This is a genomic window from Nocardia sp. NPDC019323 (assembly GCF_044389845.1).
Taxonomy (GTDB): domain Bacteria; phylum Actinomycetota; class Actinomycetes; order Mycobacteriales; family Mycobacteriaceae; genus Nocardia; species Nocardia implantans.
The window spans coordinates 150,039-161,776 of record NZ_JBIRYN010000008.1; the positions used below are offsets into that span (position 1 = coordinate 150,039).

The window sequence follows — 11,738 nt, forward strand, 5'->3', positions numbered from 1 at the left end:
TCAGCGGCAACGCCGCGCGAGATCACCCAACCGGTCCGGAGCCGTCGCGCGCCGGTCCCCTTATCGCTCGCGGCATCCAGGAGCCAGCGGCAGACCGGCGAACCGGTCGGCGAGAAAGTTCATCGCGCCCGGCGCCTCACCGATCGCCGCCGGGTTGTGCGTGGGCAGCATCGAGTGCACCGAGGTGAGGGTCGCGCCCTGCGCGCAGTACCGGCCGACCAGGTCGGTGAAGCCGGCCACGGGAATCACGTCGTCGGTGCGGCTGTGATACAGGTACATCGGCGCCTCCGGCGCGCTGCCGCCGAGTTCCTGGGCATCGGTGGCGGCACGGAAATCCGGGTGCGCGAACACATCCGCCACGGCGGTGAAGTCGGCGATCCGCGCGCCGGCGTAGATCGGCACCAGATCGGACCCGCAGGCCGCGCCGTTCGCCGCCAGCGCCGCGCGCCCCTGCTCGTTGAGCAAGTCCAGCACGCCCGTCCCGGGATCGTTGCGGGCGAGCGCGAACAGGATGAGCAACGCCAGCCCGGCCTGCACCGTGCCGTCCGCGTCGCGCGCTATGGCAGGCCAATCCGCCGGAATCCCCCCGGAAGTGATGCCGGCGAACCGGATGTCCGGCGCGTACCACGGCTGCATCTGCGCGGCCCACAGCGTGGCGAACGCACCGCCGGAGTAGCCCCACGCGCCGATGGGTGTCGCGGGCCCGAGCCCGGCTTGCGGCAGATCACGTGCCGCCCGGATGCCGTCGAGCACGCCGCGGCCCGAGTTCACACCGTCCAGGAACCGCGACCGCGGCCCCTCGTAGTCACTGGCCACCACCGCCCACCCGCGCCGCAGCGCCTCGGCCATGAACGGGGTGTCGATCAGCGTGTTCACCGCACCGGTGTCCCAGCCGCCGCGCAGCGCGAACGACGGCGCGCATCGGGTGCCGAGACTGTCCTCCGGCACCTGATACGACAGCAGGGGCCGAGCGCCGGGACCGAACCACGGCAGCATCGGGACCAGCACGGTCGCCACGTCGGCGACGGGCTCGTCGCTCGAGTCGGTGCTCCGGTACTTCACCTGCCACGCCGAAATCGGCAGGGGCAACCCGAACAACGCGATCGGCCGGGAATCCAGCACGGCGCCGTCGGGGTACGCGGCGAGATCGGCGGGAGCGGCGTAGAACGGGTCCAGATCGGGCGGCGGTAGCTCGGCGTGTGCCGCGGGGGCGGCGGCCAGACAGGCTGCCAGCACGAGCAACACGGATAGCACGACCCGCGGGATCGTCGTTCGCACAAGATGGTCGCTCGCCTGCGCGATGACAGGCGCCGCGTGAACAACCTTCATCAGGGCCTCCCCAGTCCGGGCGAGGCGGCGAGTGTCCCGGCACTGGCGGCGCCGGCAGCTGGCCTACCTGCTTCAACGGTACTGCCGGGCCGACCGGCCCGGCAACGGTCGATCGCAGGTCACACCCACCGCCGCTGTTGTCCGCCCGGCTGGTTACAGTGTTGGCCAAAACGCCCCCGGCGCAAGCGAATAGCTGCCCGGCGCGACCGGCGCCCGCAGCGCGAGCGCGACGAAGAGGAGTAGCCGAGCATGCGGCATGGCAACGGACTGGACATCCCGGAAGGACTCGCCGACGTGTGCGCGCCGGACCGGATGGCGGTGATCGTCTACGACATGCAGGTCGGTGTGCTCAGTCAGTTGCCGGACGGCCAGGAGATCATCGAGCGGGTGGCGGGGGTGGTCGACGCGGCGCGCTCCGGCGGCTACCCGGTGGTCTTCCTCCGCCACTTCTTCCTGCCCGAACGGCTCAGCGGGACTTTTGCGCTGCGCATGGCCATGAACTGGCAGCAGGTGGATTCGGTGGACAAGGTGCGCTTCATCCTCCAGCGCGACACCCCGGCCTTCGAGCTGGTGCCCGAACTGCGGCCGCGCGCCGACGAGGTGGTGTTCGACAAAACGTCGATGTCGGCCTTCGAAGGCACTCCGCTGGCCTCGATGCTGCGCGACCTGCGTATCGGCGCGTACGCGATCGCGGGTGTCGCTCTGGAGATCGGCATCGCGCCCACGGTCACGCATTCCACCGATCTCGGATTCGTGCCCGTGGTGATCAGCGACGCGGTCGGCGGCCGGGACAAGGACGCCATGGCGCGCGCTTACGCGGATTTCGAGTTCCAGGGCCACGCGCTGGTGACCGACATCGCGACCATCACCCCGCTGCTCGCGGGCGCCGACTGACCCTGAGACCGGGACCAGGCCCGCGCCTGGTCCCGGTCGACGCTCACTGCTCCCGCAGGGCCTTCTTGGCCGCGTCCTGGGCGGCGTCCACCTGGCTGGAGTACTTGTTGCCCGTCTTCTCGTCGACCAGGTCGCCCGCCTTGTCGATGACCGCGTCCAGCTTGTCCGCGTTCTTCTGCGCCAGGTCCATCGCCTTGCCCGCCAGGTTCTTGAAGTCCACCGTGCACTCCTCGTTGTCGCGCTGAGAACAACCGCGCCACAACCCTACCCAGCGCCAGGGGCCGGGCCGAGCCATGCCGGGTGCCACAGCCGGCCCGCCTCGGTCCAGTTCATGAAACGCACGGTGCCACCGAGTTTCGGCGTCACCCACACCGCTTCCTTGCGTTCCTCGGCGGTGAGTTCGTTGTCGAACGGCGAGGTCTTGCGTTCCAGCTTGCGCAGCCGCGCGGCCAGCTCGCGCATGTCCGGCTCGCTGAAGCCGGTGCCGACCCGCCCGACGTAGTACAGCAGGCCGTCGTGGGGTATGCCGATCAGCAGCGACTTGAACTCCCGAGCTCCGCTGCGCCGCCACCCGCCGATCAGCACCCGCTGGGTGCGCCAGTTGCGCTGCTTCACCCAGGCGTGCCCGCGCTTGCCCGGCAAGTACACCGAATCCTTTCGCTTCGCGACCACGCCCTCGAGCCCGCGCTGCTGGCTGTAGCGCAGGGCGTCGGCGCCCGAGCCGTCCAGCCGCGGCGGCACCACCAGCGACGGCGCGTTCGCCGCGAGCGCCTCGAGCACCCTGCGGCGATCGGAATATCGTTTGCGCAGCAGCGACGTGCCGTCCAGGTACAGCACGTCGAACGCGACGAACACCGCCCGCGCCGCGTCCGCCTGCAGCAGGCCGAGGTTCGCGACATCGTGATCGTCGAAAACAACGGCCTCGCCGTCCAGCACCACCTGATGCCCGGACAGCTCCCGCCGCAACGCCCCGATGCGGGGATAGCGGTCGGTCACCACGTTCCCCGCCCGGCTGCGCAACGTCAGCGCACCGTTGTCGATCTCGGCGATCAGCCGGAAGCCGTCCCACTTGGTCTCGAAGCACCACTCGTCGGCGCCGAGTTCGGTGACGTCGCCGAGCGTAGCGAGCATCGGAGACAGGCCGCGCGGAAACGTCGCGGGTCCGTTCGGTGGACGGATGATCCGGCTCGGCGGCTCGTCCGGCTCCTCTTGCGGTTCGGCTCCGTTGCGCGCGCGCATCAGATGCATCAACCACTGGTTGCCGTTGGTCTGGATCAGCGCGTACCGGCCGTTGAGCCGCTTGCCGTGGAACTGCACGATGACTTCGTCGTCGCGCCACTTCTCGGTCTCGTAGGTGCCGGAGTCCCAGATCGTCATCTCCCCGCCGCCGTACTCGCCCTTCGGGATGGCGCCGTGGAAGTCGAGATACTCCATCGGATGGTCCTCGGTGTGCACGGCGAGGCGGTTCTGGTCGGGCGAGGTCGGCGGGCCTTTGGGCACCGCCCACGACACCAGCACCCCGTCGCGCTCCAGGCGCACGTCCCAGTGCAGGCGCCGCGCATGATGCTCCTGCACGACATAGCGGTTGTTCTCCCCCGGCGCCGGCGACTGAGCGGGAACGGGCTCGGGCGTGCGGGACGGATCGCGCATCGACCGATACTTCGTCAACGCGTCCGGCGCGGACGAGTCGTCCGGTGCCAGCGGTGGATCCAGTTCGGCGAGCAGGTCGCCGTCGGATCGGTACCTGGCCAGCACCTCGTCGAACCGCAGATGCCGCAGCTTCTTCCGGTTCTCGATCTCTTTCCAGGTGCGCGGGGCGGCGACGTTCGGCTCCGCCCTCCCCCGCATCGAGTAGGGCGCGATGGTGGTCTTGGCCGGATTGTTCTGACTCCAGTCGAGGAAGACCTTGCCGCCGCGCGCCGCCTTCGCCATCGTCGCCGTCACCAAGGCCGGGTGCAGCCGCTGCAGATTCGTCGCCACTTGTTTCGCCACCGTGGACGCGCCGTCGGAACTCAGCACGCGATCCAGCGGCACGTAGAGATGAATCCCCTTGCTACCGCTGGTCACCGGGTAGGCGTGCAGTCCGATGCCCTCGACCATCTCACGCACGGCGAGCGCCACCTCGGCGCATTCGGCCAGCCCTGCTCCCGGGCCGGGGTCGAGGTCGAACACCAGCCTGGTCGCCGGACCCATGCCGTCGCCGTCGAAACGCCATTGCGGCACATGCACTTCCAGCGCGGCCTGCTGTGCCAGCCACGCCAGCCCCGCTTCTGAATCGATCAGCGGATAGACGACTTTGCGGTCGGAATGACGCAGGGTGCGCCGCTCGATCCAGGATGGCGCGTGCGACGGAAGATTCTTCTCGAAGAAGGAGGGTTCGTCGACCCCGTTGGGCCAGCGTTTCCGGGTGACCGCCCGCCCGGCGATGTGCGGCAGCATGGCGGGCGCGATGGCCGAATAGTAGGCGATCACCGCGCCTTTGGTCGTTCCGGTGGCCGGGTACAGCACCTTTTCGAGGTTGCTCAGCTCAACCTCGATACCACCGAACTCGCGGCGGGCCGCCATATCCGAAGTGTAGCGGCGGAGGCCACGACGTGGCCTCCGCCGCGGGCTCAGGCGTGCGGCCCGGACTGATCCGGCGGGACCACCTTCTTGGCGGCCTCCTTGCCCTTGGCGATCTTGTCCGAGTACTTGCCGTGTGTCTTCTGGTCGATGAAGTCACCGGCCTTGTCGACCGCGTTGTTGATCTTGTCGGCGTTCTTGGCCGCCGCGTCCTTCCCCTTGTCGACCAGGCCCTTGACCGTATCCGCGAAGCTCATCGCCGTGATCCTTCCTGTCGCCGTTGTCCGGAGTCGTTCAGCCGATATTCTCCCACCAGGAATCCGCGGATGGGGCGCTCGACGGGTCGAGACGCTGCCCCGGCATCGGCACCGCGACAGCGGTGCCCGCCTCCCGCGCCGCGGCCACCATCCGCGTGACCGGCTCCGACCAGCCGTGGAAGGCCAGATTGAACGTCGCCCAGTGAATGGGCACCAGCAGTCCGTGGCCGGGATTCCCGCCGCACAGGTCGGCGTGTGCCCGCACCGCCTCCTCGGGATTCATGTGCACATCCGGCCAGCGCTCGTCGTAGGCCCCGATCGGAAGCAGCGTGAGGTCGAACGGCCCGAGCGCCGCGCCCGCCTCGGCGAATGCCTTGGTGAAGCCGGTGTCGCCGCCGAAATAGGCCCGCTTGGCGGGACCGACGATCGACCACGACGCCCACAGTGTGGTGTTGCGCAGCAGGCCGCGTCCGGAGAAATGCCGCGCCTCCGTGCAGGTGATCGTCAGATCCACGCCATCGCGGTCGCGGCCGAGCTCGGCGAGCGACACCGAACCGCCCCAGTCCAATTCGACGATGCGGTCTTCCGGCACACCCCAGTGCCGCAGGTGGGCGCCGATGCCGATCGGAACGAGGAACGGCGCGCTCTGGCGTGCAACCAGTTCCCGGACGGTCTCCTTGTCCAGGTGGTCGTAGTGGTCGTGAGAGATGAGCACCGCGTCGATCGGCGGCAGGTCGGCCAGCGGTTGCGGCACCGGATGCATCCGCGCCGGACCGACCAGCGGCGATGGCGAAACCCGCTCGCTCCACACCGGATCGGTGAGAATCCGGTATCCGTCGACCTCGATCAACGTCGTGGCGTGGCCGTACCAGGTGACGGCGAGAGCGCCCGCCGCGGCCGGTTGCTGCGGCATCCGTACCGGGATGCGGCCGCGCGGCCTGCCCACGTTGCGCTGGGTCAGCGCCGAGACCAAGAGCGAGGGAGCCGAACCGGCGACCACCTGGCTACTGGGCTCGGTGTTGTGGAACTGCCGATCGCGATAGGTCGTCGCCCCCATCGCGTACGGCTGGATCGCCGAAATCGACGCGCCCATGGCCGACGGGATGTCCCACACGGCCCGGACCAGCCAGCTGATGCCGAGCGCACCCGCCGCCGCGCCCGCGATACGTTTGATGTCCATCATCGCCCCACGAACTTCGCTGGGCGCTTTTCCTGCCTGGCCAAACGACCCTCCTTGGCATCCTCGCTCGTCCACGCGGCCTCCAGCGCCGCGCGTTGCTGCGCGGTTTCCGGCTCGCGCGTTCCGTCGTCGTTGAGCACCAGCTTCATGTGCCGCAGGGACAGCGGGGCCAGCGCCGCGATGTGCTTGGCCCAGGCCTGCGCGTCGGCCACGGTGCCGATCCGGTTGGCGAACCCGAAGGCGTAGGCATCGTCGGCCGAGATCTGCTCGGCTCCCAGCAACACCGTGCGCGCCGGACCGCCGCCGATCAAGGCGGCCAGCCTGCGCACCGTCCACCGATCGACGGTGATGCCCAGTTTCGCGGCCGGGACCGCGATATAGGCCTCCGGCGCGATCACCCGCAGGTCGGAAGCGAGCGCCAGCTGCACACCGGCTCCGATCGCCGCGCCGTTGATCGCCGAGATCACCGGGACCGGCGCCGATTCGATGGCGTGCAACATGTCCAGCAACCCGGACAGGAAATCGCCGGAGTACACCCCGGACAGATCGGCGCCCGCGCTGAACACCGGGCCCCGCCCGGTCAGTACGATGGCCCGTGCCTGGTCGGCGACAGCGTCGAGCACTGCTTCCCGCAGCAGTGTCACGAGTTCGTGATTGAGCGCGTTGCGGCGCTCCTCCCGCTGCAGTTCGATGGTGACCACGTCACCATCGCGGCTGACCCCGAGCATGCGACCTCCCCGACTGAACGGTCCGTCTGATCTCTTCACTCTGCCACAGGGGACTACCCGTTCCACGCCGGGCGATACGATCACCGGCTGTGCCGACCGACTTCGACATCCTGGTGATCGGCGCTGGTCAGGCGGGACTCTCGGCCGGATACCACCTCCAGCGCCTCGGACTGCGCCCGGAGCGGCACTATCTGATCGTCGACCGGTCCCCAGGGCCAGGCGGCGCGTGGCAGTTCCGCTGGCCCTCCCTCACCCTGGACACGGTCAACCGCGTGCACGATCTGCCCGGTATGTCGTTCGCCGAGACGTTGCCGCCCGGTTCGTCGTCCGCGCGGGCGGCATCCGCCGTGCCGCACTACTACGAGCTGTACGAGAAACGGTTCGACCTGCGGGTCCACCGGCAGGTATCGGTCACCGTGGTGTGCGATCGCACGGAGAAAGGCGCCCCCGCCGAGCGCGGTCCGGTGCTCGACGCTGAGACCGACACGGCCGGCCGGATCCGGGTGCGCGGCCTGATCAACTGCACCGGCACCTGGGAGCATCCGTTCGTTCCGCACTATCCCGGGGCGCAGACCTTCGCCGGCCGCCAGCTGCACACCCGCGACTACCGCACCGCCGCGGAATTCGCGGGCGAGCACGTCGTGGTGGTCGGCGGCGGCATCTCGGCGGTCCAGTTGCTCGACGAGATCTCCCGGGTCACCACGACGACCTGGGTGACGAGGACACCTCCGCGCTTTCGCGACGGCGACTTCACCGAAGCCGCCGGGCGTGCCGCCGTCGCGATGGTCGAAGACCGGGTGCGGCGCGGGCTGCCGCCGGGATCGGTGGTATCGGTCACCGGGCTGCCCCTCGACGACCGGCTGCGGGCGGCGCGGGCCCGCGGCGCGCTCACTCGCCTGCCGATGTTCGAGCGCATCGAGCCCGACGGGGTGCGGTGGGCCGACGGAACCTTCCAGCGAGCGGACGTGATCCTCTGGGCCACCGGGTTCCGCAGCGCGCTCGACCACCTCGCGCCGCTGCGCCTGCGCGGTCCCGGCGGCGGCATCACCATGACGGGACGGCTCGCCACGCAGGTGGCCGCCGATCCGCGCATCCACCTGATCGGGTACGGACCGTCGGCGAGCACCATCGGCGCCAACCGCGCCGGCCGCGCGGCGGCTCACGAACTCACCGGATACCTCGGGCTGCGCTGACCGGCCACCCGCCCGGATCGTCAGTCGATCAGGCCCATGGTGAACGTGTCGGGGTCCCCTCCGGTGCGCGCACCGGTGTTCAGCGCGGTGATCGCGTTCATCTGCTCCGGAGTCAGCTCGAAGCCGAAGACGTCGAAATTCTCCCGGATCCGCGACGGCGTCACCGACTTCGGGATGACCACATTGCCCAGCTGCAGATGCCAGCGGATGATCACCTGCGCCGGAGTACGACCGACCTCGGCGGCGACCGCCGTGATGGTGTCCTGCGCCAGCAGCGTGCCCTGCCCGAGTGGGCTCCACGCCTCGGTGGCGATCGCGTTGGCGGCATGGAACTCGCGCAGTTCGGGCTGCGCCAGCCGGGGGTGCAGCTCGATCTGGTTCACCGCCGGAATCTCCCCGGTCTCGGCGATCAGCCGCTGCAGATGCGCCACCGTGAAGTTCGAGACGCCGATCGACCGCACCCGGCCCTGCGACTTCAGCGCTTGGAAGGCGCGGAAGGTGTCCACGAAGCGCCCGGCCGCTGCCACCGGCCAGTGGATGAGGTAGAGGTCGAGGTAATCCAGACCGAGCCGCTGCATACTGGCGTCGAACGCGCGCAGCGTCGAGTCGTAGCCCTGGTCGGAGTTCCACAACTTGGTCGTGACGTAGATCTCCTCGCGGGGCAGGCCGGATTCCCGGATCGCGCGGCCGGTGCCCTCTTCGTTCCCGTAGATCGCGGCGGTGTCGATGCTGCGGTAGCCCGCCTCCAGCGCGGTGGTGACGACCGAGAAGACATCCCCGGCGGGCACTTGGAACACGCCGAAGCCGAGCTGCGGGATCACGTTCCCGTCGTTCAGCACGATCGAGGGAACGGTGCTGGTCTCGCTTTTGAAGGTCACATTCCGACGGTAGAAGTGTGGCGGCGAACCGTCAATCACGCGGTCTGGTGTGTTGTCCCGCAATTTGCTGAGAAACCAGTGGCGCGCCGTGCGGAGGTGCCGCCTCCGCCGCCGGTCAGCTCGGCATACCGGGCAGGCCGAGGCGCCGGTAACGCGCGTGCCGAGCCGCGCGCAGTTCCGGTTCCGGCAGGGCGCGCAAGTCCGCCAGTTCGCGCGCGATCGCCGCGACCATCCGGCGGGCGAAGTCGACCGGCTCGTCGGCCGCGTCGGGGTGCTCGGGAACGATCCGGTCGACCACACCGTCCTCCAGCAGGTCGGCGGCGCTGATCCGTTGCGCCGCAGCCAGTTCCGCCGCATGGTCGGTGTCGCGGAAGACGATGGCGCTCGCTCCTTCCGGCGGCAGCGGGGCCAGCCACCCGTGCGTCGCGGCCAGCACCCGGTCGGCGGGCAGCAGCGCCAGCGCGCCGCCGCCGGTGCCCTGGCCGAGCAGCACCGAAACGGTCGGGGTGTCCAGCGTCACCAGATCGGCGATGCAGCGGGCGATCTCGGGCGCCAGCCCGCGTTCCTCGGCCTCCTTCGACAGCGCCGCACCCACCGTATCGATGACCAGCACCAGAGGCAGCCGCAATTCCTGAGCAAGCGCCATACTGCGCCGAGCCTCCCGCAACGCGGCCGGACCCATGGTGTTCTCGCCCTGCTGACCGCGCCGGTCGTGGCCGAACACGACGCACGGCTGCCCGCGGAAACGGCCGAGGGCGAGCACGGCGGTGCGATCGGACTCGCCCTGCCCGGTGCCGCTGAGCGGAACCCGTTGCGTCACATGACGAAGCAGTTCACGAAGGCCGGGACGTTGTGAGCGGCGGGAGATGAGGACCGACTGCCACACCCGATCGTCCGCAGGACGATTCCGCTCGGCATCGGACCGAATATGCTGTGGCGCATCAAATCTGGAAGACGCAGCAGGATCGTGAGTCGACCGCGGTTGCGATGCCGCGATCTGCTCGGAAAGCCGGCGTCCCGTAGCGGGATCCGGTAACTCCGTGCCGCTCAGCACGCTCAGCGCGCGATGCGCGATCCGACGGAAGACCGGAATCGTCAGCACGCCGTCGATGACGCCGTGCCGATACAGGTTCTCCGCGGTCTGCACGCCTTCCGGAAAAGGTCGGCCGTACAGAGCCTGGTAAACCCGAGGGCCGAGGAACCCGATGAGCGCACCGGGCTCGGCGAAGGTGATGTGACCCAACGAGCCCCACGACGCGAAAACGCCGCCCATCGTGGGATCGCGCAGGTAGACGACGTAGGGATACCCCGCCGACTTGTGTGCCGCCACGGCGCCTGCGATCTTCACCATCTGCACGAAGGCGACGGTGCCCTCCTGCATCCTGGTCCCGCCGGAGGTCGGCGACGCGACCAGCGGCAGACCGAGTTCGGTGGCGCGCTCCACCGCGGAGACGATCCGCTCGGCCGCGGCCACGCCGATCGAGCCGGCCAGGAACCCGAATTCGCAGGCGATCACGGCCACCCGTCGCCCACGCAGCAACCCTTCGCCGGTGAGCACCGATTCGTCGGTGCCCGCCGCGACGGCCGCCTTCCGCAAGGCATCGCGGTACTGCGGGGATGCGGCCACCGTCACCGGCGGCCGGTCCCAGCTGACGAACGAGTCCTTGTCGAGCAGTTGCTCGAGCAACTCTCGCGCCGAAGTACGCACCGGGCGAGCCTATCCGGCCCTACCCGGTGCTCCGGCGAGCCACGCGAGCACTCAGTAGCCCTGCATCACCTTGCGCAGCGCGTACTCGGTGAGCGCGACCAGCGCCTGCTTGGCCGGCTCACGACGACGAGCGTCGATGGACAGGATCGGCACATCGGCAGGCACGGCCAGCGCCTGCCGGATGTCCTCGATCGGGTACCGCGGCGCGTCGTCGAATTCGTTGAGCGCCACCAGGAACGGCAGGCCGCGCGCTTCGAAGTAGTCGACGGCCGCGAAGCTGTCCTCCAGCCTGCGGGTGTCGACCAGGACGACGGCGCCGATGGCGCCGCGGATCAGGTCGTCCCACATGAACCAGAAACGGTACTGGCCAGGCGTGCCGAACAGGTACAACACGAGATCGTCGGCGAGACTGATCCGGCCGAAGTCCATCGCCACGGTGGTGGTCGACTTCATCGGGATGCCGGTCAGATTGTCGATCCCGGCGCTGGCATTGGTCACCAATGCCTCGGTGCGCAGCGGAACGATCTCCGAGACAGCACCGACCAACGTGGTCTTCCCGACACCGAAGCCACCCGCGACCACGATCTTCGCCGATGTTGGCTTACTGGTACGAGTGTCGACCTGCGCCGTCGAATCAAATACGCCGGAGTCCACTGAGAACCCTTTCGATCAGCTCGCGACGTTCATCGTCGCTGGAATCGTCTTTCAATGTCGCCGAAACGCGCACGTGCCCGGCCTCGATCAAATCGGCCACGAGCACACGGGCCACCCCGATTGGGATACCCAATCGGGCTGCTACCTCGGCAACGGACGGCGATTCTCTGCACAACTCCACGATTGACGTCTCGATGTTGGTCAGTTCGAACTGCCGCTCCAGGGCGACCGGATGCGATGCGACGAGGGCCTCCAACGCCAACTCGACCGCGGGCCTGGTGCGGCCTGCGGTCAACGAGTATGGGCGTACGAGACTGGGCTCGACGCTCCCCACGCGGTGATCTTCTATGTCCAT

At 69.1% G+C, this 11,738-nt stretch carries 12 protein-coding genes; 2 read left to right on the forward strand and 10 right to left on the reverse strand.

Features of this window, described 5'->3' with window-relative positions; genetic code table 11:
• Positions 1 to 60: 60 nt before the first annotated feature.
• Complete coding sequence (locus tag ACH49X_RS26310) at positions 61 to 1,254, reverse strand: lipase family protein (RefSeq protein WP_357206528.1); 1,194 nt, start codon at positions 1,252 to 1,254, stop codon at positions 61 to 63.
• Between the two features lie 324 nt (positions 1,255 to 1,578).
• Between ACH49X_RS26310 and ACH49X_RS26315 the strand changes: the two genes are divergently transcribed.
• A complete protein-coding gene (locus ACH49X_RS26315; RefSeq protein WP_195078261.1) occupies positions 1,579 to 2,223 on the forward strand; it encodes a cysteine hydrolase family protein in 645 nt (214 codons plus the stop codon).
• A 43-nt stretch (positions 2,224 to 2,266) separates the two neighbouring features.
• Here ACH49X_RS26315 and ACH49X_RS26320 read toward each other — a convergent pair whose 3' ends face one another.
• Genes ACH49X_RS26320 through ACH49X_RS26340 form a run of 5 tightly spaced genes read right to left on the reverse strand, consistent with a single transcriptional unit; the run spans position 2,267 to position 6,950 of the window.
• Positions 2,267 to 2,443 carry an antitoxin gene (locus ACH49X_RS26320; protein ID WP_244891740.1) on the reverse strand — a complete coding sequence of 59 codons (177 nt, stop codon included), beginning with the start codon at positions 2,441 to 2,443 and terminating at the stop codon, positions 2,267 to 2,269.
• 44 nt (positions 2,444 to 2,487) lie between these two features.
• Positions 2,488 to 4,788 (reverse strand): ATP-dependent DNA ligase, encoded by a 2,301-nt coding sequence (locus ACH49X_RS26325; RefSeq protein WP_195078260.1) that lies wholly within the window; start codon positions 4,786 to 4,788, stop codon positions 2,488 to 2,490.
• Between the two features lie 47 nt (positions 4,789 to 4,835).
• The gene (locus tag ACH49X_RS26330; protein ID WP_067795782.1) at positions 4,836 to 5,042 is read right to left on the reverse strand and encodes an antitoxin; all 207 of its coding nucleotides are present in this window, start codon (positions 5,040 to 5,042) and stop codon (positions 4,836 to 4,838) included.
• Between the two features lie 37 nt (positions 5,043 to 5,079).
• Positions 5,080 to 6,222 (reverse strand): MBL fold metallo-hydrolase, encoded by a 1,143-nt coding sequence (locus ACH49X_RS26335; protein WP_195078259.1) that lies wholly within the window; start codon positions 6,220 to 6,222, stop codon positions 5,080 to 5,082.
• Complete coding sequence (locus tag ACH49X_RS26340; protein ID WP_195078258.1) at positions 6,222 to 6,950, reverse strand: enoyl-CoA hydratase; 729 nt, start codon at positions 6,948 to 6,950, stop codon at positions 6,222 to 6,224. The genes ACH49X_RS26335 and ACH49X_RS26340 overlap by 1 nt, the downstream gene beginning before the upstream one ends.
• Before the next feature lie 89 nt (positions 6,951 to 7,039).
• On the opposite strand from ACH49X_RS26340, the gene ACH49X_RS26345 reads away from it, so the two are divergent.
• Positions 7,040 to 8,143 carry an NAD(P)-binding domain-containing protein gene (locus ACH49X_RS26345; RefSeq protein WP_195078257.1) on the forward strand — a complete coding sequence of 368 codons (1,104 nt, stop codon included), beginning with the start codon at positions 7,040 to 7,042 and terminating at the stop codon, positions 8,141 to 8,143.
• A 20-nt stretch (positions 8,144 to 8,163) separates the two neighbouring features.
• On the opposite strand, the gene ACH49X_RS26350 is transcribed toward ACH49X_RS26345, so the two are convergent.
• The 4 genes from ACH49X_RS26350 to ACH49X_RS26365 all read right to left on the reverse strand — a co-directional run bounded on the left by ACH49X_RS26350 (position 8,164) and on the right by ACH49X_RS26365 (position 11,738).
• A complete protein-coding gene (locus tag ACH49X_RS26350) occupies positions 8,164 to 9,021 on the reverse strand; it encodes an aldo/keto reductase (protein ID WP_195078256.1) in 858 nt (285 codons plus the stop codon).
• Positions 9,022 to 9,136: 115 nt separating this feature from the next.
• Entirely contained in the window at positions 9,137 to 10,729 is a 1,593-nt protein-coding gene (locus ACH49X_RS26355) for a carboxyl transferase domain-containing protein (protein WP_357206530.1), read from the reverse strand.
• A 51-nt stretch (positions 10,730 to 10,780) separates the two neighbouring features.
• Positions 10,781 to 11,383, reverse strand: coding sequence for an ATP/GTP-binding protein (locus ACH49X_RS26360; protein WP_174186021.1), 603 nt, complete (start codon positions 11,381 to 11,383; stop codon positions 10,781 to 10,783).
• A complete protein-coding gene (locus ACH49X_RS26365) occupies positions 11,364 to 11,738 on the reverse strand; it encodes a DUF742 domain-containing protein (protein ID WP_039795171.1) in 375 nt (124 codons plus the stop codon). Before ACH49X_RS26365 ends, ACH49X_RS26360 begins: the two co-directional genes overlap by 20 nt.